The sequence below is a fragment of the Christiangramia sp. 3-2217-3z genome, assembly GCF_051195275.1.
GTDB classification, from domain to species: Bacteria; Bacteroidota; Bacteroidia; order Flavobacteriales; family Flavobacteriaceae; genus Christiangramia; species Christiangramia marina.
This window is the reverse complement of sequence record NZ_JBNJLI010000008.1, coordinates 108,923-132,374: the sequence shown is the minus strand read 5'-3', so window position 1 is coordinate 132,374 and position 23,452 is coordinate 108,923. Positions and strand designations below refer to the sequence as shown.

The following is a 23,452-nucleotide window of genomic DNA, read 5'->3' as shown; positions in this document are numbered from 1 at the left end:
AAATGGAAGAAAAATTTAATAGAACTTTTGAATTCATGCTTAAAGAGTATGAAATGCTTTATTCTAAATTTGAGATGCATTATAATTCGGTTGAAAAAACCATAGCATTTTATTTTTTAATTATAAGCGCAATAGTTAGTGCAAATAGCTTTTTCATAAATGAAAAAACTTCTTTTTCCATTTTTTATCTATCAGATTTTCAAATTGCATGCTGTTTTTTCATATTTATTGTTGGCACAGTTGCCTCCTTGAAAATAATTGAGCAACGGCTACTAATCATTACCTATGTTAAGAACTTGAATCAAAATAGAAAATGGTTTAACAATAATGTCGCCGAGGGTGAGTTGGAGAAATATTCATTATTTAAAACTACATATCGATCGCCAAAATATTATAAAAAATACAGGCACTTTTATTGGGAAATTATGGGGGTTGCTTTAATAAACAGCTCTTTTTTTGCCTTATTTTTAATTAACCTTCTAAAATTTTTAGACCTAAAATCCTCCCACTTTTATTTGATTAATTGGTTTTGGTTTTTACTTATATCTGTATTAGGGGTGTATGTTCTTTTTATTCATTACAAAAAAAGAGGTGATGCTGAAGAAAAATCTTTAGAAGGTAGAGGCCTAGAGGTTTGAGGTTAACTAATGTATTTTTTATAAATGTTTTTCAATTTCTAAAATTCTTTCAAATGAACTCAATAATAATCAGGAAAAATAATTTATTATAAACTGGTTTTTTAGCTCAATAACTTGTTTTGAATAGCTTTCAATTTCTGACTCACTATATTCAAAACGTCTATTTAACATTCGACTTATTCTGGATTTAACATACGGGGTGGATCCTAAATCAAAAATTATCTCCTCATCTTTAGATTTGGCATAATTTAGTCCTAATAATTTATTCAAAACATCACTTAACGTTCTAATTCCCTGCGTGTTATATATTATTCGATTTCCTTCATAAATAATTCCCTCCCAGAAACTTGATGAAATTATACCTAAATCTATTAATTCTTCAGGAACATCTTGAATAATTACTTCCTCCTTTCTTGCAAAAAGGCTAATTGGTTTGCTATCTGTAAAATCAAGAAGCGAATTTAAATTTGATAAATAATTATCTGTTATTTCAAAACATTCTTCTTCATCAAAATCAGAGTTGATTTCTGCAAGATATCTTTGAAATAAATTATTAAATAGAACCTTTTGGCCTAACACAGAAAAAAGTAAGAAATAATTACTGTGAAGCTCAGCTTCAATTTTGGCTTTTAATTTCCTAAGCGAATCTTTGTAAGTTTTAGTGTAAGCAATTTTTTTTCTAGAAGCTATTAGGGCCGATGAGAGATTTTCATTTTCTCCAAATCCGCCTTCCTCTTCGATAATTGCAATAGTTTTACTATGAGGTTTTATATCATTAAAAAATTTAATTAAAGGACGTGCGTAAATTTTTTCAAATTGATCTCTCGCGATATCTAGCACTCTATAATCATATTCGAATATTTCCGATTCTTTATACTCATCGTCCAACTCTTCTGAAAGCTCGTTGTTTTGAGCTATTCTTTCGTCATATTCTTTTAAGGATTTATAAAGTGGGATAATACCAGTATCTCTATAATTTTCATTGTCTTCCAACTCTTGATCTATCATAAAAATAGTATTCAATCTAGAAACCCAGTTTTGAACTTTTTTAGGACTTCTTCTATCTCTAAGAGAAGACAGACTATCCTTTATAAAAAAATCGTCTATTATTTGATACAGAGATAAAACTCCAGTTAAATGAGGTAAACTATGCTTTAGCTTATCTCCATACCAGTCCACTAATTGTGATCTAAGGAAAGAGTCCTGATTTTTATTGCTACCTTCCGGATTAGAACTATCAACTAGTGATTGAATGCATAACGATGCTAAATCCTTATCATCCATCAATACCTGCCTTACAAATCCTACCCTTTGAGCATTCGTATTTATATCAATAAATATTCTACGTACTACTTCCACAGGAGTATGTTGAGGCTTTCTTTTTACTATCGGACTAAAATCGATAAATACCACATCTTGTTGGTGCTTACCAACCTTCTCATTTTCTTCTTTGCTCTTAAATAAAGCTTCTAATCTATGTTGGCCATCAATTACAACTGCATAATATTTGTTTTTATCCCAAGACAATAACCGAGTATCAAACACCTTGGAAACCTCCAGTACATATAATCCATCTATAAGACTAATGTTAGGTGCATTAACTATATATGGCTTTATTTTTTCGTTGCTATGATATTTGGACCTATCGTAAATTGCCTCTTTTGTTTTAGAAGAATCGTCTGGATGAAAATCCAATTCCAAACCAATTTTCCCATCATGTTCTTTAGGCAAAATTGCTATTATAAGTGGAGGGAAGTATTTGATAAGCCTTCCTGTACCAAGAATATAACTTTTGGATATATCAGAAACTCTAAACTTATTTACTTCTCTCTGAATAATTTGACTTACTGGCCAAGATTTATCTTTCGTCAATGTTTCATATAAGGAAATATCTTCTTCTAATTCATCAATACTGATAGAACCAAAATAAGTTTTCAGATCATCAGAATCACCAAATCCACCAATTTTTATGTTGAAAACATTTGACAAATCTAATGAATCATCATTTGTTCCAGAGGATTCTATATCTTCAAAATCTTCTAATTCATCCATAATCTAATTTGGTTTTTTTGTTAATCCAGGTTTTAAGTTTCTAGATAAAATTTCTTCAAATATCACGTTCATTTGGGAATTAATTTGAATAGGAATTAATTTATATCCAATCCAAATGTCTGAATCGTTTATTTTTTGACCCATTAGTTCAGGCAAAATATCAGATTTACTTTTAAAATGAGAATGAACTAATCTTTTCCTTAAGTTATTTGCTTTACCTATATAAAACGGACGGGCAAAACATATTTCTTTAAAGAAAAAATGAAAATCGACTATATTTTTTCTTGTACTAAAATGATCTAAAAGCTTTTGTTTTTTCCCCTGAGATAAACCTAAAATCGGCGCTTCATTCTTATCAAATCTTTGTTCCTTAATTTCTGCAATGAATTTATATTTTCCTTTTAAAATTTCAGGAAATTGTAAATTTTTCTTAGAATATTCTTTCAATTTATCCTCAAGCTTTTGTAAGCTAATCGTGTTTGGATTAAAGTCTGGCCAATACACCCAATAATAAACTCCTGAGTCCTCAGGAATTCCATTTACAGGATCGGAATAATATTGTTTTAAATAGGATAATTTTTCAAAAGGAATCCCATTAAAAATCATAAAAAACATGTATTACATCCATCTCGTTCAGTTCCTTCTAATATATCTAGAAGATAAGGAGAGGATTTAGATTTTTCTCTATTTGAGCGTTCAATATGCCCTTTCTTAATTTGTTTTACTCTTTCTGGTTTGATGAGCTCAGCTAAAGATTCATTAGGTACCCAGGTGAAAAGTTCATCTTCATTTTCGTATTTCATAGCTTCTTTAAAAAGCTCGGGGTGTTGTTCGTAAAGCCAGATCCATTCTATCTTTTGTTGGAAAAAACAAAAGAAACAACCTGAGCGGCTACGAGCATATTCGCCTTTCTCACCGTCAACTTCGAATTCTATTTTTTTGTAATATTCTGGGATCCCAACTCCAGACTCCCTTAGAATTCTAAATATATCATCTCTAACAAGAACATCTTCGTTGTCTAGCAATTCAAAATCTACTTCAGTAGCAAGAGGATATTCTGTTGTTTTTAAAAATTCAAAAACAGTTCTATTAAATTCCGGGATGCCAATATCCAAGGAGCGATTTAATTTCTGCTTTAGAGCTTTTTCTGTGGCCGTCTTATTATTCCTGTTGAAGTCTATAGGTTCGGCTAAAATATCTAATTGCCTATCATAACGTTTACCGCTATAAAAGCTTTTAAAATAGTCGGCAACTGCCTTTTCATTTGACGGATTAAAAAATTTAGTAAGCACATCATTACTCCAAATATTTCTTCTAAATGGAAAAATAGATTGGATGTTAGATTCTCGTGAAATATAGCCTTCCCTCTCTTCATCTCCTCTAATTCCTACATAAGAAATTGTTGGTTCTTTTTTAACGAAATTTTCAAACGGCTTTAGCTTCATCATTGAAGTACACCATCGAGCTTGGGGTGAAGGGAGATAACCTCTAAAGGATTTATAATAGTAATCAAAGGGATCTTCGTTGGAACTTTTTAGTTCCTCATTCTCTAACTTTAAAACTTTTTTGCCTAAATATGATTCCAGTCTTTCTATTAGCTGATAGGTTTCGTCTAATTCCTTTCCAGTATCACAGAAATAATATTCAAAATTTAGTGAAGGATGTCTATCATTTAAATAGATTGCTAAAGCCGCACTATCCTTTCCACCAGATATTCCTAAAACATGTCTCGGTTTACTCATTTTTATCTAGTTCTCTTTGTAGAAGTGAAACTAATACAGGCAATTTAAGGTTTTTGTAGGACTTAAGTTCATCGGAAAGCTTCGAAATTAATTTTTCCATTTCAATAGCCTGGTTTTTAGGCACTCGAATTATTTCTTCTTTTCCACCATCCTTCTTTGTTGTTAGTTGAAGCTTAACTAACATTTCATTTTCATCAACTTCTACTTTATTTAAATCTACAAGATTATCAAGTTCTTTAGTAATAGCTAACATTTTATCTTTTAAAAGTCTTTCGTCACTGTCTTTAATTTGACTTAAAGATTTACCTATTAAGGCTTGACCAAGAGACATCAAAAAGCTATCTCGATCTTCTAAAGTAGAATTAAGTCTTAGAAGAAATATTTTATGTTTTGTGAGCGCTTCGTGTTCTTTTACGGTTTCAAAACGTTTTTGAAGAACATCCTTGTATTCCGGAAACTTAATATTTTCACCAATTATTTCATTACATATAAAAAGTTCAAACCGATTTAAAAGTTCATCAAACGAACTTTTTATTTCCTGTATTTTATTTTGAAAATCAATGACGTACTCCTCAAACAATTTATTATTAGAAGCTAAGTCTTTTAAGTTATACCCGAGAGCTTCAGGGAAATCTTCAAAAAAGGTTTTTTCTGGATCCTTTGCTTTGCTAATAGCTTCTCGTAATCTTACAGCTTCAGAAGAGATGGTATTAGTTTTCTGAGAATAATCTGTCAAGTCTCTATAAAAAATAAGAAGAGGTCTTATACTTTCAATAAAGGAATCAGTGTCAATATTATCCTTGTTTTCTTGCTGTAAGAAATCTCGATATTTATTAAATAAATTGAGCCTTAAGTTGTTTAATTCAAAACTTTTGACGTAAAACTCTTTCGGGTTTCTTGTCATCATATAGAGAATATTCTCATCTATGTAGGGCACAAAACCTTTATCTCCATATAATGCAAAATTACCTCTATTAATAAATAGGAAAGTTGGTATCCAAAACTCAATAACACCCTGTTTCAATTTAAAAGGGGCTTTACCTAATAATTCTATGAATGAGACTATACTTTTTCTGGTTTCTCTAGCTTCGTTTAAAAAGTTGTTGCTAGCCTCCCATAAATGTTGAAAATCTTCGGTGTTAGGAGCATATAGATTATACCTGCCATCCTCCTGCCTATGTATACCAGTTTTTTTAAAAAGGCTATAATAAATGGTTTTTTCTGCAGGCCATTTAGAATCTTCAAACCCTAAATCTTTTTGGTCATAATTATTGACAAGAGCTCTCCAAAGGTTTTTCCTAGCACTTGAAATAGATCCAGAAACTTTGTGTCTATTTATAAGTTCATTTTGAATTACTGGAGTTTGATCGTAGATAAAATTGGAAATATTCGATAGCTCTTGATTAAAACTTTTCTTATCAAAAATTCTGAGTTTTTGTCCATTTGCAAACCATCCCACTTTATCTGAATATAGACTATCCATTACAAAGTGATTTAGAAGACTTTCTCTATGACTAATTATCGACTTTAATTCCTTAATTGCAACTCGATCATTTTCATCCTGCATATCTTTTAAAACCCTATTGGTTTTTTCAATTTCTAAAAGATTTTCAAAAATTCCGGCGGTATTTAAAAAATGTCCATATAGAATTGGCTTATTTTCAGAAAATGTTACAAGCTCTTCTTCTTCAATTTCCTTTTCAGTGAAAATTAAATTAATGTAACCATCAATTTCATCTTCCGGTGTTTTATCTATAGCTGAATTTGTAAGTTCAAATTGAAAAAGCCTAGGCGTGCCTCGCTGGTAAGTAGCCGACTTTGCAGTGATAACCGGAAAGTCAAAATGAGAATTCAGTTTGGATAAAATATCTACTGAGTAATCAATTTTATTTTCCGCAGCTTTTATAGCTCCCTCAATATCCAAATCTGTTCCCTCAGTAAATTTAAAAGAGAAATCAAATTGGCTTAGTCTTATAATCTTGTTTTTTAAAAGAGTTTTTATTACCGCATTAACTTCAGAAGCCTCATAAGTACTTAAGTAGTTTTGGAAAAATTCCTGATCTAACTTTGAACCTTTTCTTGAAAAAATAGTTAATAATCCTAAGGATTTCAAAAGTCTTTCAGCTATACCAATATTAATATCCGGTAACGTCTCTACTCTTTCAATAGCATTTTTTATAGCAAACCAATTAGAATAATCCGGGTTGGATTTATCAATTAAAAAACTATAGAATTCTTCGAATAGATAATCATATACATCATAAAGTTTGAAGGATGTATTAGAACCATGCAATTCAGAAAATTTTACCGACTGAAGAAATGTAAACAAAGACCTCTCATTTTGGCCATAAGCTTGTAGTGCCGTTGCAAGGGTATAAGCACTAATGGGTACTAGTGGGCCTAAATCGGTAGAGATTTTCCCTAAAAACTTTTCATTCACTTTAAAAAGTTGGAATTTCGAGATTAAACCAATTTCTACCTCAGGGTTAAATTGCCCGCCATTATTTTCTAAAGATTTCGAAGCTAAAAAAAGTAGTTGTTCTACCGGTTCGTTGAAGGTTAAATCCTTAAATCTTCCTTTAACTTTTCTCCATTCCTCTTTACCGGTTTTATCTAGTTTAAAACCATACGACTCAAAGTTTTGATGTATAGATGTGAGAAGAAGAATATTACGATCAGGAGCGTTGATAAATTCCGCTAATTTTTGAAAAAAGTAAATCTCGTCTTCAGGATTATTTCTTGATGCATATTCTAAAAATTTCCCGAATTCATCGATAGCGATTACTAATAATCCATTTGAGTCTTTTACTTCAGCATATTTTTTGAAGATGGAATCAAATAATTTTTGATTACTAGATAGATCCTCATTTATATTGAACTCTTCATCTAATACAGACTTTAAAGACCTGTATTCCCCAATTAGTTTTATAAACTTGACATTACCATTGTATGGTGTTTTGAAAAACTCATTTTCTTTAGTTAAAGACTTTTCTAAAGCCCATAGAAATGCAGATTTTCCCGTTCCGAAAGATCCTATGAGGTTAAAAGAATGAATTCCCTTCTCAAAATTTGAGAATATACCCTCAACAGTTTTTTCACCATTGGGAGTTACATGATAATCCAATTTCACTTGGTCATCACGAATTATATTTACAGATGGAGAAAAACTAGTTTTCATAAAATGCTGTTAGTATTTCTAAGCTATTCGGTTTAGTCTTAAATTGAATTTCTTTAATGCCTGCTTCACTACTATAGGTCATGAATTCATACTCACTCGCTAACTCAATTATTTTTGTCTCTAGTTTGTCTTGATCAAAACAGAAAATATTACCAATGCCTTTCTCATCAGTGTAAAGATCATTAAAACTAATTGAGGTTTCATAATTAGGATTACTAAGGATGCAGTATAGGATTATTTCATTAGGTATTTCCTCTTGGTTCTTGTTCTTTAATCGATATAAAGGTTCTCCTTTTTGATTTTTAGAAAATTCGTCAAGAAGTGATAATTCACTCAAAATTCCACTGTAACCTTCTTCTTTAATTTTGTCTGATTTTGAAACAGAATAATTTCTGGTAAAAACTGAAAAGTCCTTTTCTAAAAGTTTTTTATTTTGTTTTGGATCTTTATCTAATATTAAGTTTACAAAGTGATCGCGAGTGAATTCCGGTTTCACTTTTCTCAATTCTCTGAAAATTATATTGTAGGTACTAGAATGATTTTCCGCACATAAATGATAATGTAAAAGATAAAGAGTAGCTTCATTTTCCAAGAAAGGATCCCACCCATCTTCACCTAAGAGGTTTTCAAAAAGAGGATTTATATTTTTTTCTTCCGTTATTATTCCAAAAGCCTTAAGCCAGAACCTTATAGAATTAACCATGTTTCTACCTACGCCTAACTCTACTCCTGAATCTTCTTTAAACTGTTCTCCAGTAGAGATATAATCATATCCTTTTTTTAGCCAGAATAGTCTACAATGGAAAGTATCGTGTCCAGAAAATGTCATTTTATCACTCATAATTTTACAAAAATATAAGTTTATAACTTAGGAAATACAATTGTATCAATGAGTTTTACACTAGTTTTTCAGTAACAATTAGTAAATTAAAATTCAAGACTATAGCAGCCTTATTCAACCGTTCAGTCTTTCCAATGATGATACGGTTAAAAACGGGATCGCTCTATCCCCTACCCTGCACCCAGCTTTTGACCGCGGGCTTATAAGCATTACCGAAGAATATCGAGTTAAAGTATCTGCCTTAGTCTATGATAAAGACTCCGAATTCACATTATCTCAATTCGCAAATAAGCAAATACTATTACCGGAAAATACTGCCTGGCATCCTTCTATGGATTCTTTAAACTGGCACCAAAAAAATATATTTATTAAGTAGATATCTAAATCTTGCTTCTTTCTTGTCAAATTAGCTTTGATAAGAATTTCTATATTAATTTGCCTATCGATTTTATATCATAACATATCGATAAACATTCTATCCAAAATTAGAAACAACTGGAGAAAGCTTTTAGAAAGCCTTTTATAATACACAATTCATACATAAATTGTATATTTGTGTATTATAACAGACAATCATGCTAAGTTTTGTAAGTATTAAAGAGGTTAAGGAAGTCTTGGGGAATTGGTGCAAACTTGAGCGACAGAGACATCAACTGACGCAAAGTGAATTGGCGGAAATTCTGGGAATGTCTCGCTATACCATTCAAAAATTTGAAACTGGAAATAACGCTACGCTCGATACAGCTTTAAAAATAGCGCATCATTTCGATGCACTCGACCCATTATATAAAGCATTGAAGCAACAAAACGAACAAAATCAAACTGATTCACTTTATTAAGTAAGCTATGCCAGTAAACGATATCATTCAGCTAATACTTTTTAAGGAACAGGTTGGGAAAATTGGGTATGATCCAGATCAAAAAAAATGCTTTTTCCAATACAATCCAGTTTTCCTGGAAAAGAATATTTACAAAAACATATTTCCTTACCTCATAAAACGTATTGAAAGCACTCAGGTCTTCACGGATTTCTCAGGTCAAACCTTTAAAGGGTTGCCCCCTGCTATAGCCGATTCCCTGCCGGATACGTTTGGTAACATCATCTTTAAGGAATGGTTTGACGCCAGGCACTCCGAGCGGTCAAAATTTACACCATTAGAGCAGTTGACCTATGTTGCTAACCGTGGTATGGGTGCACTAGAATATCAGCCGGCTAAACAAATTCCTAAAACCTCGACTATCAATATTTCAGAAATGGTCGAACTTTTAAGAAAAGTGCTTGATCAGAAGAAAGACATTTCTGAAAAGAACCTGGATACCGAAAGTCTATTAAACATTTTTAAAATGGGAACTTCCGCAGGAGGAGCCAGACCCAAACTATTGATATCTGAGCATAAAGAGAACGGAGCTATTATTCCTGGAGATATAGAATTCTCAGATTCTTACTACCATTATCTCGTAAAACTCTCCATGGATGAAAATGCTAATTATAATAAGGAGACCGTGGAATATATTTACTCTCAAATGGCTTGTGCAACAGGTATCGACATGATGCCTTCACATATGATTGATCAAAAACATTTTGCCACACATCGTTATGACAGACAGAACGGTCAAAAACAACATGTTTTAACCGCTAGTGGTCTTACCGGTTGGGATTTCAGGAAACCTGAAGAATCAACTTATGAGAATCTTTTTAAACTCGCCCTGGACCTTAAGGTTCCCTACAAAAATATCAATCAGTTGTACCGAAGAATGATTTTCAATTTGGTATTTGCCAATATTGACGACCACTTAAAAAATCATTCTTTTATATACGAACGTGAAAAAGATTCCTGGTCACTTTCTCCAGCTTACGATCTTACATTTCCTTTGGATTTACGCTTTAATTTCACAAAGGTATCTCGAGCGCTTTCTATAAATGGAAAAAGGGAATTAATCAATAAAAAGGATGTACTAGCACTAGCTGATAGTTTTTCTGTAAAAAACCCAAAGGGTATAATTGAGGAGGTACAGGAACAGGTCCTTTCCTGGGAGGCACTAGCCCTGGAACAGGAACTTCCTAGGAAAGTGATTAAGGAAATAAGTAATGAGTTCCAGACTTTTATATAATTATTTACCACTTTTGTGACTAGAGAGACTGCTCAATCCAAATTGAAAGGTATTATTTATTTCCTAGTCAGACCATCCAATTAATTATAACAAATCCCTACAAGACCTTATCGAAATAATCAACTATGTTAGCTAACAATAAAACTCTATAAATTTAAGTTTCATCATTATGAATAAATCAAGAATATTGTATCTGTTATTAATTTTAGTCCTGGTAATTTCTTGTTCATCAAGCAAGAGTAATGTGGATAAGTTACTTTTCAATACTACCTGGGAGCTTGAATATCTTTCTGAATCTAATATGGAAGTAAGTGAACTTTACACAAACAAAAAACCGCAAATCACTTTTGATAAGACTCTAAACACATTAAAAGGAAATAGCGGATGCAATGGATACTCTGCGGACTTTAGCCTGGATGATGGTAAAATTTCTATTGGACAACCTGGTCCGGCCACAAAGATGTACTGTGGTGAAGGGGAACAATTATTTCTCAATTCGATGCAAAAGGTAAATACTATCAAATTTGATAAGGATGGTAAATTAATTTTAATGGATGGTAATACGATTATTATGCGTTTTGCTGGAGCTCGATAATTACGGTTGCCACAAGTGGAAAGAGTGCAATATGTATGATTGCTGTCCATTGGAATTCAACATCAATATAGAATAATAATAGGAATTATTCCATTTTTATGTAATTTTTCCAATCACTACTTTTGTTTTTATGAAAGTAGCTTTTTTATCGATTTCCAAAATTCCGGTATTACCTTTCATAGGTTCCATTACAGCTGGATTTCCTTCACCCGCAGATGATCACCTGGACAATTCTATAGATCTCAACTTAGAAATCATTAAGGATAGAGATGCGACTTTCTTCGGGCGTGTTGAAGGAGACTCCATGACTGGCGCTGGAATTGAACATGGTGATCTTTTAGTGATCAATAAAGGTTTGGAGCCTCGTAATGGTAAAATAGCCGTTTGTTTTATTGATGGGGAATTTACCGTTAAACGTATAAAAATCGAACAGGATATTATCTGGCTCATTGCAGAAAATCAAAAATACAAACCTATTAAGGTCACCGCTGAGAATGACTTCCTAATCTGGGGCATAGTGACCAACGTTATCAAGTATGTATGATGTACGCACTGGTTGACTGCAATAATTTTTATGCGTCCTGCGAACGAGTATTCAATCCGCTCCTGGAAAACAAACCTGTGGTGGTGCTTTCGAATAATGATGGATGTGTAATCGCCCGTAGCAATGAAGCGAAAGCTATGGACATTCCCATGGGTGCTCCTGCCTTTGAATTTCAAAAGCTATTTGATAAAAATGGCGTTCATGTCTTTTCTTCTAATTATGCCTTGTACGGGGATATGAGTAAAAGAGTGATGAATATCCTTTCTGAGTTTACGCCTGACATTGAGATCTATTCTATAGATGAAGCTTTTCTACTGTTGGCTGGATTTGAGGAACATTTCAATCTTGAGGCTTATGGAAGACAAATGATTCTGGCGGTGAAAAGTAGAACGGGAATACCAATAAGTGTTGGCATTGCACCTACGAAAGCTTTAGCCAAGGTAGCTAATAAAATAGCTAAGAAATTTTCTGCACGTACTGGAGGAGTGTATATTCTGGATGATCCAAATAAAACCAGGAAAGCATTGTCATGGACTAAGATTGGTGATGTCTGGGGAATTGGGCGACAATACGAAAAAAGGTTACTTGCTCTAAATATTAGAAATGCTCAGCAATTTGTTGAATTACATGATGAGTATGTTCGAAAAGAGTTTTCTGTGGTAGGATTACGCTTGAAAAGAGATCTTTCTGGCCTCACTACCCTATCCTTAGAAGCAATTCCGAAGAAAAAGAATATCGCAGTCACGCGGGCATTTGAAAATATGTATAGTGATTACAATGAACTTAAAGAAAGGGTGTCTACTTATGCTGTGAAGATTGGAGAAAAACTAAGAAGACAAGAGAGTAATTGTAGCCTGATTCAAGTCTTTGTAATTACAAATCAATTTAGGAGTGATCTAAAGCAGTATCGAGCCAGTATATCTGTCTATACTCCTACTCCAACTAACTCAAGTATAACACTCGTCCAAACTGCACTTACAGGACTATCCATTATATACAAAGAAGGATATCAGTATAAGAAAGCGGGCATTATAGCATCGAAACTTACCCCAGCCAAGCAAAAGCAGTTCAAGTTATTTTCAGAAGAAAATACCAAACATGAACAGTTAATGAAAGTTGTAGATCAATTAAACTTTCGAGAGAACGGTAAAGTGAAATTTGGAGGTCAGGATCTTGGCCGTACCTGGAAGATTAAGCAGGAAAAGTTATCGAAAAGGTCTAGTACAAGACTCAATGAACTAATCATTATTAAAATTTAGCTATCAGCTCGTGTACCTTTTAGCCATTTAAGCATTTTTAATTGTTACAAAATTCAGGATGAAAGTTACTCACGAACTGAATAAATCAAAAGGAAAGACATTTAGAATTTAATGCTCTCATTGTAAAACTGATACAAAACTTGAAGTTCTTTTTCTGTATATGAAGTAGGAACTGAACCACTAGGTGAATATGTAAGTTTTGATAGGAATAAAGATTATTAAATAATAAAATGTCTTGGTTGCAATACAATTTCATTTTGAAGTTTTGGTATTGATTCAGAACATACTGACTATAAGAACAAGCCAATAAGTACGATAAATATCTATCCAAAGCGTGATAAAAATGTTTTAGTAGCAAAGGAATATTGGAATAGACCATCAAATTTAGAAGTAATTTATAAAGAAACTATCTCATCCTATAATAGCAATAATCTTATTGTGTGTACAGTTGGTGCTAGAGCGATTGTTGAGGGAATTTGTACAGATCAAGAAATTAATGACGGTCCACTAAATATTGATAATGATAATTCGAGCAATAATTCTCGAAGTAAAAATCTACAAGGGAAAATAAACGGCCTCTTTGAAGTAAACAAATTAACTAATTCCAATGCGGAAATACTTCACGAACATAGATTCTTAGGTAAGAAAGCTGTCCATGATTTATCAGAACCGACAAAAGATGATTTAGAATTAGTTATAGAAATAATTGAGAATGTTATCGGAAATCTATACGAAATACCTACAAAAGGATTAAGACTGCGTAACAAAAGATTGAAAACATAAATACTATGCCTATCAAACAAATAAGGTGAAATCCAAGTCTTTTTAAGCTAATTTCGATATATAATTTTCCTGATAAAAAGTTACTGATTTGGTGATTGCAATGCTTGTTATAGAGGCTCACCACATAAAGCGATCAATGCCGACTTCTTACTCTTCCCCTTTTTGCAACTAAAGAAATATAAATACATGAGATACCAACACAAAAAATCAGAAGACTTGGAATAAAGACATTTGCTTTTGAAGGCTTTAAAGATCATAGTATCTTGCAGCGTGTCATCCTCTTGTTATTCCATTTTTAAAGTTGGCTCTTTTAAAACTGTAATACTTTAAACCGAAAATAAAAATAGCGACAAGAAAAACTTATAAGAAGCCCAGCGGTTTATGCAGTCTGGATTAGCGCAAAATTTAATAGATTTTGGAAGATAGGAATTACGGAAGTAAAATAATTAAACTGTTATTTTAAGTTTTTCGACAAACCTAAATTTATGATTGATCATAATCCCTGGATATAAAAACCTCTAGAATTTTTGCAGATTCACTCGATAATTCAACAACATTAGCGGCTGCAGGGATAAGAATTGTTTGCCCATACACCAAGTTTTCGTCCACTCCATCAACAGAAATTGTTACTTCACCCATTACACACATAAATACCACAAAAGAACCTAAGGATGAATAGTCTTTTTGCATAGATCCCTGAACTGCTATTAAATTCGTTGTAAAATATTCACAATTGACCAATTGGGAAGATTCATTAATTTTAGGTTCGTACCTAATAGAATCTTCGTCCTGAACTATAAAACTCATGGCATCACGGGCTTTATCTATATGCAATTCCCTTCCATTTCCTTTATCGTCTACCCGATCCCAGTCATATACTCTATAAGTAACATCTGAGGTCTGCTGAATTTCTGCAAGTAATACTCCTGCTCCAATCGCATGGACTTTTCCAGCTTTTATAAAGAAAGAATCACCTGTAGAAACCTTGATGAAATTCAAATGTTCAGCAATAGTTCCATTCTGTAAAACTTCCTCGTACTGCTCTGGGGTGATTTCATTTTTCCAGCCTACATTAATTTCAGCTTTTTCATCTGCCTGAATGATATACCACATCTCTGTTTTTCCATAGGAATTATGAAATTTTTTAGCCATTTCATCTCCTGGATGAACCTGAACGGATAAATTTTGAGCGGCATCTATATATTTGAATAAAAGCGGAAATTCTCCCCCGAATTTCTCAACAACCATATTGCCAAGAATTTCAGACTGAAATTCTGCAATCAAATCGTCGAATTTAACACCTGAATAGGTACCATTTTCTATTACACTTATTTCACCGTTTACCGTCGAAATTTCCCAACTTTCTCCGGTATTTGGAGAAGCAGGTTTTCCTAGGATCGTTTTGAGTTTCGAGCCTCCCCAGATTTTATCTTTGAGAATTGGTTGAAATTTTATTCCGTAAGATTCAAATTTTTTGGATATCATATTTATTCAAATAATTGAAAATATATCGCTTTCCAATTAGCAATAATTCTTATTTTCTAACAAAAGCTTTTACTGTTCCACATTTTTGACCTTCAGATTCACCGTGAGGACGAATAGTATATTCTCCTACTGTAGCAGGAATTATAAACGTTTCCGCATAATGCACTACAAATGGCGAGAAGGAATCTGTAGGACTTTCGATAATAACTTCCCTACCTTCCACTAGATTTAATACATTAACGCCTCCCCCTGTTGTATGTGTCACTTTATCTGTAAACCAATGTCTTCTGGTCTCAATAAAATTAGTTTCATACAGACCTGTTCGCTCTTCTACCCACGAATCTCCTTCTTCAATTTTTTCAATATTATTCACCAGATTTTCTCCTGTCCAATGCCTGGTTCGATCCCACTGAATCACTTTTTCACCATGGCATATATTAATGGGTCTAGGCTTATTGTCCATTCCCAATCGAGCCCAGTCGTACAACTTGAAGGTGAAAATATATGGAGTGGCACTTATTTCCAGAACCATACTATCTTTACCTGAACAATGAATCGTTCCGGCTGGTATTAGTACATGATCGTGTTTTTTTACCGGCCATTTAGCGACATGCTTTTCAGCCTCAAAAGTGCTCCCGTTTTCCTGCGCGTGTTTCAACTCGGAAACCATTTTCTCTGGCTCGATATCTTCGTTAAGGCCAAGATATACGTGAGCGCCGTCTTTGGCATCAAGAATATAATAGCTTTCATCCTGGGTGTAGGACATTCCGAATTTCTCTTTTATATATTTCTTATCGGGATGGACCTGCAAACTTAAATTCCCTCCTTCCATGGTATCTAAAAAATCAAACCTAATAGGAAATTCTGCTCCAAACTTATTGAATACTTCCTGCCCCAACAAATCCTCAGGCTCTCTCAAAACGAGGTTAATAGCAGGAGTTTCGAAAACTTCTGAACCATAGGCCAACAGAATACTGTTTTCTTCAGGAACGCAATCAAATCCCCATGCGTAATTTACTGCAGACCGGTCTAGATCTACCACTTCCTTTAGCCATTGACCTCCCCAAACACCAGGATCAAAAAATGGCACCACGCGAAAAGGCTGGCTGTTCGCTCTTTTCAATCCTGCATTTAAAGCACTGCCGGTAATCATTTTAGGATTGTTTTTTTTATTGCCGTCAATGAAATAATCAACCTTATCGAAGAGGGAGAGTTTATGCTGATCCAGGACCCTCCAGTCTACAAAATATGATTGTTTATAAAGCAATGCAGCTTCTGTATCTTTATTTCCAACCCCTAAGTTATTCACCTCCTTATTACGCATACGCTGCTGGATCTCCCAGCGAGCCATATCTATATAGATCACCAGGTCTGGATCTGAAACAAGTGTTGCGGCAGGCCCGTAGACAATCTTCAAAACCACCTCTTCTTTCTGGATTTGCTTTTTAAGCTGTGTAGATTTATCCTCATCCAGAAAATCCTCCAATTTCAGGTCGGTCATATATCCAAAAACTCGATCATCGGTTACGAAAGGGTAGACCATTTCTTCTATAGCTTTAACTTCTTTAAAAGCTTCTGAAGTGTTGTAAAATTGATGTGCAGGTAATAATTGGTCCAGAGCTTTTTTTACCTTAAGATCATCGACTCCCTGATAGGTTTCGATCGCAATAACAAAAGAAGTTTCCTGATCAATACGCTCATTTAAACTTTTTGCTATGTTTTCCCATCCCGAAATGCACTCTCCGTCATTTTCGCTAACCCGTATGCTGGGATTTTTATCGTAGTTAGATTTCATAGTAGATTTATATTTTTGATAAATAGCAGACACCTAAGATTCCTGCATATTTTGTTTGATTGGCCGTTTTAATTCTAATCGAATCTTTGGGCAGCCATGATCTTTCATTTATTCTTTTTTCGATAAAAGGAATGATTTCATCCTTACTTTTCATAATTCCACCACCTATGATCAATAGTTCAGGATCGTAGGCATGTAATAGATTTATGATTCCCGAAGACCAGGCTTCCAGACTTTTATTTTTTAAATTTTCTGCAGCGATATCGCCTTTATAAGCTAATTCGAAAATGTCTTTGTATCCGAATGATGACATTTTAGAAAGCTCACTGTCTTCGTGATTTTCAATCTTTTTGAGGTTTTTTGGCAGCGCCCAGGTGGAAGCAGCAGTTTCTACACAGCCTATGTTTCCGCAGTTACATTGATCTCCTTCAAAATTTATACTCATATGTCCGCCCAGGTTTCCGGCAAGAAAATTTCTACCACGCAAAAGTTTACCTTCAATAAGTACTGCCGAACCCATCCCTGTTCCCAGCGTTACCATGAGGATATTATTACTTCCTTTTCCGGAACCATATTGCCATTCTCCAATTAAAGCTGCCCTGGCATCATTCTCCACAGTTACCGGCACATTCCATTGACTCCTGGCCCATGTATTTAAATCTGCTGTATGGGCATCGTTATACTTGACGTATTTGGATACAATTTTGTTTTTATGATTATCCACGATACCAGGAAAGGCAATACCTATCCCCAGCAGGTTATAGTTTGCGATTTTTAGATCTATATCGCTTACTAATTCAGTTAGACGATCCTTCAAACTTAGATCTGACTTTGCCGGAAACATTTCTGTTTCCATTAAATTGCCTTCTCTATCTACCAGACCTAATTTGATCTCGGTTCCGCCCATGTCTAATCCTAAAAAAACCTCTTTCACAAATTATCTATTTTCCATTTTTATAAGATCATCCTCTCGCCAGCCCTTTTCGATTTCTTCAAGACTCTTTTGCTTTGTTTCCGGCACAAACTTCCAGGTGAAGACTAAAAGAATCAAGGCATTCACCATAAAAATGAAGAAGGTTCCAGCGCCTCCTATCTGGTCTAATAGAACAGGAGTTAATTGAGTTATTAGTATTACCCCAACCCAAAGAATTAGCGTACAAACCGACATGGCTATTCCTCTTGTCTTTGTTGGAAAGATTTCTGAAATCAGAACCCATGGTATTGGTCCTAATGAAGAGGCAAAACTCGCAATGAAACCCAGAATAAATAACAATAGCCAGGGGCCTTCAAAAATTTCAAAATAGAAACACAGGCCGGTACCAAGTAAACAAACTATCATACCACTTACTCCAACTAAAAGTAATTTTCTCCGGCCTGCCTTATCTATTAAACCTAAAGCAACAAAAGTGAATATAGTATTTATGAGTCCGATTAAAATAGTTTGGGAAAGCGCTGATTCTACTCCGATGCCTATACTTTTAAAAATTTCCGGAGCAAAATAAATTACGGCGTTAATACCGGTAATTTGCGAAAATAAAGCCAGCACTACACCAATGGTCAAAGCCATGCGGTATCGTTTCCCAAATAGTTCTTTTAAACTTCCTTTCTCCTCATTCAAGGTAGATTTGATCTCAATTTCAATTTCTGAAGCTTGTTTTCCATTAACCTTCTTCAGAATATCACGAGCAATCAGATCTTTTCCTTTTTTTAATAACCATCTTGGGCTTTCAGGAACGGTAAACAATAAAACAAAAAAGATGATGGCAGGAATGGTTTCAGAACCTAACATATATCTCCAGCCATAGTTTATATTCCAATCTGAAGTTCCATACCCCGAAATCCAATAATTTACTATGTATATTATATTTATTCCCAGAACGATCGCCAATTGATAGACGCTCACCAAAGTTCCCCGAATCTTCGCGGGAGCAACTTCTGAAATGTATAATGGCGAAAGCATAGAGGCGGCTCCCACCCCTAGACCTCCGACAAAACGGGCTAAAACAAATGAGGTAAGATCATTAGCAATTGCTGAACCTAAGGCAGATATGAAAAATAAAAGAGCGGTAAAGATTAAAACTTTTTTACGCCCCCATTTATCACTTGCATAACCGGCAACCATGGCTCCTGCTACACAACCCCAAATGGCACTGCTTGCTGCCCACCCAACAAGCACAGGAGATAATTGAAATTTTTCCTGAAGAAAACCGATCGCTCCGGCTATCACCGCGGTGTCGTAACCAAATAACAATCCGCCAAGAGCTGCCACGGTTGTAATCTTAATAATATAAGTTTTAGAAACTTTATCTGGGATTAGTTCTGCCATTTATAAAAATGATTCTTTAAGTTTTCAAGACCAAATTCTTTGATCTTGCGTATCGCAAATTAACCTTGTTCGTATAAAGCTATTCTTCCATAAGCTTCAATTAAAGCCGCCTGGTGTAATAGCCAAAAAAATCTACCCTGATTGTTTCCAGACCAATCTTCGTAAAACTGACCGTTTGAATTACGTGCATTTTCCCACGCATAATCCACGTTGTCTTTGAATACAGCTACATAATCATTAGACTTATCGTCATATTCTGAAAGTTGGATAAAAGCATCTAGTAATTCAACATTAAACCAGGGATCATTGGTTTGATAAAATATTCTTCCATTAACTACTTTGGTGAATTTCGAATAAGCAGATCGAGCGGTCTCTATGGATTGATTCAAGTATTTCTGATCGTCTGTTATTTCATACAAATTTATTCCTGACATGATCATCAATGCAGCGTTATAAGTCCATTTTGTGGTATTTATCTGCTCGGTTCCAATATTTATATCATTCCAATATAAATTATCTGAAGGATCACGTAGTGTTTCATAATTCCATTCATAAACTCTTTTAGCAAAAGCAAGATACTGCGTATTGTTAGTGATCTGATACATTTTACTGGTAACAAATGCTGCATAAGCCGAGGTATTGGCAGCTTTCATACAATTGGGTCCACTGGTACAATTTTCAGATTCTCCTTCAAACCAGTATAAACCACCACCCAATCTAGAATCCTCTCCAGACATAATAAATTCAGTAACAGATTTTGCTCTATCCAGGTAAAAATTATCTCCCGTATTTTCATAAGCATCGATTAATTCCATGGCAACTATGGCGCTATCATCATAATAATGATCTGTGGAACCTCCAGAAACCGGGTATGCCTGATAAGTAGGTAAATTGCTTCTGTTATCATAATAAGCTTCTAAACCGGAGAATTCTTTATCCAGTATGGACTGTTCATATCCAAGTTCATATAAAACATTCCCAGCAGTAAGCATTCCTACATATGGCCATAGATAACTATATTCCCTTTCTCCACTCTGCTCTGGATAATTTTCCTTATATAATGACCCTTTCGCATATAACTCCTGAATCATATCATAGGTTCCTTTAGCCTTATCTTTATAGCTCACAGTTTCTGAAGGTTCTTCAGGTTTCGGGTTCTGTCCTTCAGTAGGAGTTTCCATTTGATCTTCGACTGAAGGATCACTACTACATCCCATAGCCATTAAAAATGAAGCCGTCCAGAGTATTAATATTTTAGATTGTATCATCAGTTTTGATTTCATATTCGTTATTCTAGAATTAATTCATGATAGTAATGATCTACCATTGGATCAAACACTACACGTACAGTAAAAGTGGCACCATTATAAGCCGAAGGAAATTTATACGCGCCCTGCCAGTAACTTGCTTCAGGTCCTAAGAAATAAACATTATTATAGTAATCTGGTTCTCCTCCATCTGGTCTGCCATTGTAGCCATCCAATCCTGGCACTAATGAACCATTTAATGCATCATTGTGATAACTTCCCAGGTAAGAAGTTTGATCGTCTCCTAATTGGAATTTAAAACGATAACGCTCCTCTTCCCAACCTAACCAGGATGGTGCTTCTGGCGCACCCGGTACCAAGAAATCAAAGTATGCTCCTGTAGCTTCAAACGTATGGTCACCTACATATTCAAGTTCTGCTTTGGTGATGTCGTTTGCCATGATGTAAAGCCTTACGCTAGATACCTTTGTGTAGGTTATGGTTGCTTTGGCAAGATCCATTCTAATGCGATATACTGCCTCTTCCATATCGAAAGCAGTTGCCTGATCACCAGCACGAATTTTACCTTCCTCGTTCACATAATAAGAAGTAAAATCTTCTGAACTCTCATCTCTGCTGTTCACAATATAAAATTCCCCAGGAGTAAGTTTAGTAATAGACTCAAAAACGCCAGGTTCTATGTTATCGCTAGGCAATTGATTAGAAATCTCTTTGAATGTCACAGCATTGTTAATAGATGAGGCCTCTGTAGCAGAACCATAGATATACATAAAATCAGGGAATATGGCCAGACCCTCCGGACGCGTTAAGCTTACGGTAGAACTGGCAGGAAAATTTTCTCTAAAATAGCTGCTTGTAGCTTCCACCGTCCAGATAATATTCCCTGCCTCCAATTGCGGAATACCCGCCTGGGCAGCAATAACGTTCAGTCTGGAAGGGCTCATCGTAAATTTGGTAGCTCCACCCCCATTATCTGAAACAGATGTGTAAAGCGGATCTGAAAAGTCTCCCCCTTCTTCATCAAATTTGATCATATAAGAGATCGCGCCACCATCTGCAGATTGCGCGGGAGACCAGGAAAAAATAATATTGCTTCCGTTCTCAGTATTTATGGATATTGATTCATTGTTTGAGGGAGATACCAGATTTCCCATCTCCACAATTTCAGGATCTAATTCATATTCCTCAGTATCGCAGGAAATGAATGATACTGATAAAATCATCAGCATCATCAAACTTTTAAATATTGTTTTCATTACCAGTTTGGGTTTTGAGTTAAATTATCGTTGATGTCAATTTCACTTTGTGGAATAGGCCACAAATAATGCTTTGCAGGATCAAAAGTTCTAAAACTCACCCTTACATAACCATCATCCTCCATGCTCTCATTTGTTTGGATTCCATGAGTCCATCCATTTAAAACATCTTCTGCAATTCTCCATCTGCGGATATCGAAAAAGCGATGTCCTGCTTCAAAGGCTAATTCTATTCTTCTTTCGTTACGAACTATCGAACGTAAAATACTTTGATCATCCCCTGGATATACCAATGCCTGCCCCTGTAAACCTGCTCTGCTACGTAGAGTTCTGATTGTCGTATTCCAATCGGTTTGAGTGAATGAACCCATTTCAATCTTAGCTTCCGCATAGTTCAGCAGTACTTCAGCATATCTTATAAGAATAAGATTTAAACCTGAGTTAGTTTGGTTACGTGCCGTAGGATCAAAAAATTTATGTACATAATACCCGGTAGGAGTTGTATTTGAAGAGTAATTCAAACCATCTGGTGCCGCACCGGGCGATGTATCAATTATAATATCATTCCCCTGAAAATCTTTCATCACATATTCATCATAAATAATTGATGCGGTGAGACGAGGATCTCTGTTCTGATATGGGTTCGCAGGATCGAAATTTGCCAAAGGATCGTCAATATCGTATCCATTAATTGTTGGGTAGCTGTCTACTAATTCCTGAAGCGGTGAAAAGTTCGCATAACCACCTAGACTTGGAGGAATTAAGGAATACTGAATATTGTGCTCCCTAAACGTTGGTATATATTGCAAACTCAATATAATCTCATCTGCCATTTCATTATCAATTTTAAAAAGATCACCATAATTTGGAAAGAGACTATAATTTCCAATTAACTGGCTTGATAGTTCTGCAGCGTTTGTGTAATCTGCATTATATAAGTGCACGCGAGATTTGAAAGCGATTGCTGCACCTCTTGTAATTCTACCATTTTGATCTGATGAATATGATTCCGGCAAATCTGAAATTGCAGCTTCAAGTTCATCATAAATAAAGGAAAGAATCGTATCACTATTAGTACGCTCCAATTCTAAAGATTCTTCAATACTAATTTCATCAGTAACAAACGGAACATCTCCATATAATTCAATCAATGTAAAATAATGCCATGCGCGAATAAATCGAGCCTGGGCTATATATTCTGACCTGGTTTCTTCTGAAATTTCTGTGACATTATTTATGTTATTGAAAAATATGTTCGCTCGTCTAATAGCTTCATATCTGGAAGACCACACTCCTGTCACCACTCCATTGGTAGGACCGTAACTACCACTGGCAATATTTCTGTAAGCCTCCACTCTGGTGTAGGCGTCGTCAGACATTGTGCTGTAGTAAAGGTAACGTTCGGCGTTTTCAATGTCTGCATAAATTGAATTCAGAAAAATTCTAGCGTCCTCTTCAGTATCCCAATAGGTTAATTCACTCTGGGAATCTAATGGAGATAGGTCTAGATCTGAAGTACACGCGGAAAACGCTATGATAACGCTTAAATATATAATTAGTTTTTTCATCTTCATTTTT

Annotated in this window: 20 protein-coding genes; 8 read left to right on the top strand and 12 right to left on the bottom strand. The window is 34.6% G+C overall.

Features of this window, described 5'->3' with window-relative positions; translation table 11 throughout:
• Nucleotides 1-2: 2 nt before the first annotated feature.
• Nucleotides 3-638, top strand: coding sequence for a hypothetical protein (locus ACSHZO_RS13915; protein ID WP_298247934.1), 636 nt, complete (start codon nucleotides 3-5; stop codon nucleotides 636-638).
• Nucleotides 639-707: 69 nt separating this feature from the next.
• Here ACSHZO_RS13915 and ACSHZO_RS13910 read toward each other — a convergent pair whose 3' ends face one another.
• Genes ACSHZO_RS13910 through ACSHZO_RS13890 form a run of 5 tightly spaced genes read right to left on the bottom strand, consistent with a single transcriptional unit; the run spans nucleotide 708 to nucleotide 8,451 of the window.
• Nucleotides 708-2,690, bottom strand: a complete 1,983-nt coding sequence (locus ACSHZO_RS13910) for a DNA sulfur modification protein DndB (RefSeq protein WP_298247933.1) — start codon at nucleotides 2,688-2,690, stop codon at nucleotides 708-710.
• Nucleotides 2,691-2,693: 3 nt separating this feature from the next.
• Nucleotides 2,694-3,305, bottom strand: a complete 612-nt coding sequence (locus tag ACSHZO_RS13905) for a hypothetical protein (protein ID WP_298247932.1) — start codon at nucleotides 3,303-3,305, stop codon at nucleotides 2,694-2,696.
• Nucleotides 3,293-4,432, bottom strand: a complete 1,140-nt coding sequence (locus ACSHZO_RS13900; protein WP_298247931.1) for a phosphoadenosine phosphosulfate reductase family protein — start codon at nucleotides 4,430-4,432, stop codon at nucleotides 3,293-3,295. The genes ACSHZO_RS13905 and ACSHZO_RS13900 overlap by 13 nt, the downstream gene beginning before the upstream one ends.
• On the bottom strand, nucleotides 4,425-7,610 hold the full coding sequence (locus ACSHZO_RS13895; RefSeq protein WP_298247930.1) for a hypothetical protein: 3,186 nt from the start codon (nucleotides 7,608-7,610) through the stop codon (nucleotides 4,425-4,427). The genes ACSHZO_RS13900 and ACSHZO_RS13895 overlap by 8 nt, the downstream gene beginning before the upstream one ends.
• Entirely contained in the window at nucleotides 7,600-8,451 is an 852-nt protein-coding gene (locus ACSHZO_RS13890) for a DUF4007 family protein (RefSeq protein WP_298247929.1), read from the bottom strand. The genes ACSHZO_RS13895 and ACSHZO_RS13890 overlap by 11 nt, the downstream gene beginning before the upstream one ends.
• A gap of 85 nt (nucleotides 8,452-8,536) precedes the next feature.
• Here ACSHZO_RS13890 and ACSHZO_RS13885 point away from each other — a divergent pair, with 85 nt between their 5' ends.
• The 7 genes from ACSHZO_RS13885 to ACSHZO_RS13855 all read left to right on the top strand — a co-directional run bounded on the left by ACSHZO_RS13885 (nucleotide 8,537) and on the right by ACSHZO_RS13855 (nucleotide 13,744).
• A complete protein-coding gene (locus ACSHZO_RS13885; protein WP_366941484.1) occupies nucleotides 8,537-8,827 on the top strand; it encodes an HNH endonuclease in 291 nt (96 codons plus the stop codon).
• 199 nt (nucleotides 8,828-9,026) lie between these two features.
• On the top strand, nucleotides 9,027-9,290 hold the full coding sequence (locus ACSHZO_RS13880) for a helix-turn-helix transcriptional regulator (RefSeq protein WP_298247928.1): 264 nt from the start codon (nucleotides 9,027-9,029) through the stop codon (nucleotides 9,288-9,290).
• Between the two features lie 7 nt (nucleotides 9,291-9,297).
• Nucleotides 9,298-10,563 carry a type II toxin-antitoxin system HipA family toxin gene (locus tag ACSHZO_RS13875; protein ID WP_298247927.1) on the top strand — a complete coding sequence of 422 codons (1,266 nt, stop codon included), beginning with the start codon at nucleotides 9,298-9,300 and terminating at the stop codon, nucleotides 10,561-10,563.
• Nucleotides 10,564-10,807: 244 nt separating this feature from the next.
• On the top strand, nucleotides 10,808-11,158 hold the full coding sequence (locus ACSHZO_RS13870) for an META domain-containing protein (protein ID WP_298247926.1): 351 nt from the start codon (nucleotides 10,808-10,810) through the stop codon (nucleotides 11,156-11,158).
• Between the two features lie 130 nt (nucleotides 11,159-11,288).
• A complete protein-coding gene (locus ACSHZO_RS13865) occupies nucleotides 11,289-11,702 on the top strand; it encodes a LexA family protein (RefSeq protein ID WP_298247925.1) in 414 nt (137 codons plus the stop codon).
• Nucleotides 11,699-12,961, top strand: coding sequence for a Y-family DNA polymerase (locus ACSHZO_RS13860; RefSeq protein ID WP_366941480.1), 1,263 nt, complete (start codon nucleotides 11,699-11,701; stop codon nucleotides 12,959-12,961). Before ACSHZO_RS13865 ends, ACSHZO_RS13860 begins: the two co-directional genes overlap by 4 nt.
• A 438-nt stretch (nucleotides 12,962-13,399) precedes the next feature.
• On the top strand, nucleotides 13,400-13,744 hold the full coding sequence (locus ACSHZO_RS13855; protein WP_298247924.1) for a DUF4145 domain-containing protein: 345 nt from the start codon (nucleotides 13,400-13,402) through the stop codon (nucleotides 13,742-13,744).
• Nucleotides 13,745-14,227: 483 nt separating this feature from the next.
• Here the strand turns inward: ACSHZO_RS13855 and ACSHZO_RS13850 are convergent, their stop codons facing one another.
• From ACSHZO_RS13850 to ACSHZO_RS13820, 7 genes are read right to left on the bottom strand one after another with little or no spacing between them, the layout of a single operon-like run.
• Nucleotides 14,228-15,229: a type I phosphomannose isomerase catalytic subunit gene (locus ACSHZO_RS13850; protein WP_298247923.1), complete on the bottom strand. Its 1,002-nt coding sequence runs from the start codon at nucleotides 15,227-15,229 to the stop codon at nucleotides 14,228-14,230.
• 49 nt (nucleotides 15,230-15,278) lie between these two features.
• Nucleotides 15,279-17,024: a type I phosphomannose isomerase catalytic subunit gene (locus tag ACSHZO_RS13845; protein ID WP_298247922.1), complete on the bottom strand. Its 1,746-nt coding sequence runs from the start codon at nucleotides 17,022-17,024 to the stop codon at nucleotides 15,279-15,281.
• A gap of 7 nt (nucleotides 17,025-17,031) precedes the next feature.
• Complete coding sequence (locus ACSHZO_RS13840; RefSeq protein ID WP_298247921.1) at nucleotides 17,032-17,958, bottom strand: ROK family protein; 927 nt, start codon at nucleotides 17,956-17,958, stop codon at nucleotides 17,032-17,034.
• A 3-nt stretch (nucleotides 17,959-17,961) separates the two neighbouring features.
• A complete protein-coding gene (locus ACSHZO_RS13835; RefSeq protein ID WP_298247920.1) occupies nucleotides 17,962-19,350 on the bottom strand; it encodes a sugar porter family MFS transporter in 1,389 nt (462 codons plus the stop codon).
• A gap of 59 nt (nucleotides 19,351-19,409) precedes the next feature.
• Complete coding sequence (locus ACSHZO_RS13830) at nucleotides 19,410-20,633, bottom strand: glycoside hydrolase family 76 protein (RefSeq protein WP_298247919.1); 1,224 nt, start codon at nucleotides 20,631-20,633, stop codon at nucleotides 19,410-19,412.
• Nucleotides 20,634-20,638: 5 nt separating this feature from the next.
• Nucleotides 20,639-21,874 (bottom strand): SusE domain-containing protein, encoded by a 1,236-nt coding sequence (locus ACSHZO_RS13825; protein ID WP_298247918.1) that lies wholly within the window; start codon nucleotides 21,872-21,874, stop codon nucleotides 20,639-20,641.
• Nucleotides 21,874-23,442, bottom strand: a complete 1,569-nt coding sequence (locus ACSHZO_RS13820) for a RagB/SusD family nutrient uptake outer membrane protein (protein ID WP_298247917.1) — start codon at nucleotides 23,440-23,442, stop codon at nucleotides 21,874-21,876. Before ACSHZO_RS13820 ends, ACSHZO_RS13825 begins: the two co-directional genes overlap by 1 nt.
• Between the last annotated feature and the right edge of the window lie 10 nt (nucleotides 23,443-23,452).

Excerpts from the sequence above, each read along its gene's own strand:
- ACSHZO_RS13845 (WP_298247922.1), bottom strand. The coding sequence starts at position 17,024 with ATGAAATCTAACTACGATAAAAATCCCAGCATACGGGTTAGCGAAAAT.
- ACSHZO_RS13860 (WP_366941480.1), top strand. The coding sequence starts at position 11,699 with ATGATGTACGCACTGGTTGACTGCAATAATTTTTATGCGTCCTGCGAA.
- ACSHZO_RS13820 (WP_298247917.1), bottom strand. The coding sequence starts at position 23,442 with ATGAAAAAACTAATTATATATTTAAGCGTTATCATAGCGTTTTCCGCG.
- ACSHZO_RS13875 (WP_298247927.1), top strand. The coding sequence starts at position 9,298 with ATGCCAGTAAACGATATCATTCAGCTAATACTTTTTAAGGAACAGGTT.
- ACSHZO_RS13835 (WP_298247920.1), bottom strand. The coding sequence starts at position 19,350 with ATGGCAGAACTAATCCCAGATAAAGTTTCTAAAACTTATATTATTAAG.
- ACSHZO_RS13915 (WP_298247934.1), top strand. The coding sequence starts at position 3 with ATGGAAGAAAAATTTAATAGAACTTTTGAATTCATGCTTAAAGAGTAT.
- ACSHZO_RS13905 (WP_298247932.1), bottom strand. The coding sequence starts at position 3,305 with ATGTTTTTTATGATTTTTAATGGGATTCCTTTTGAAAAATTATCCTAT.
- ACSHZO_RS13880 (WP_298247928.1), top strand. The coding sequence starts at position 9,027 with ATGCTAAGTTTTGTAAGTATTAAAGAGGTTAAGGAAGTCTTGGGGAAT.
- ACSHZO_RS13900 (WP_298247931.1), bottom strand. The coding sequence starts at position 4,432 with ATGAGTAAACCGAGACATGTTTTAGGAATATCTGGTGGAAAGGATAGT.
- ACSHZO_RS13850 (WP_298247923.1), bottom strand. The coding sequence starts at position 15,229 with ATGATATCCAAAAAATTTGAATCTTACGGAATAAAATTTCAACCAATT.
- ACSHZO_RS13830 (WP_298247919.1), bottom strand. The coding sequence starts at position 20,633 with ATGAAATCAAAACTGATGATACAATCTAAAATATTAATACTCTGGACG.
- ACSHZO_RS13890 (WP_298247929.1), bottom strand. The coding sequence starts at position 8,451 with ATGAGTGATAAAATGACATTTTCTGGACACGATACTTTCCATTGTAGA.
- ACSHZO_RS13910 (WP_298247933.1), bottom strand. The coding sequence starts at position 2,690 with ATGGATGAATTAGAAGATTTTGAAGATATAGAATCCTCTGGAACAAAT.
- ACSHZO_RS13825 (WP_298247918.1), bottom strand. The coding sequence starts at position 21,874 with ATGAAAACAATATTTAAAAGTTTGATGATGCTGATGATTTTATCAGTA.
- ACSHZO_RS13865 (WP_298247925.1), top strand. The coding sequence starts at position 11,289 with ATGAAAGTAGCTTTTTTATCGATTTCCAAAATTCCGGTATTACCTTTC.
- ACSHZO_RS13895 (WP_298247930.1), bottom strand. The coding sequence starts at position 7,610 with ATGAAAACTAGTTTTTCTCCATCTGTAAATATAATTCGTGATGACCAA.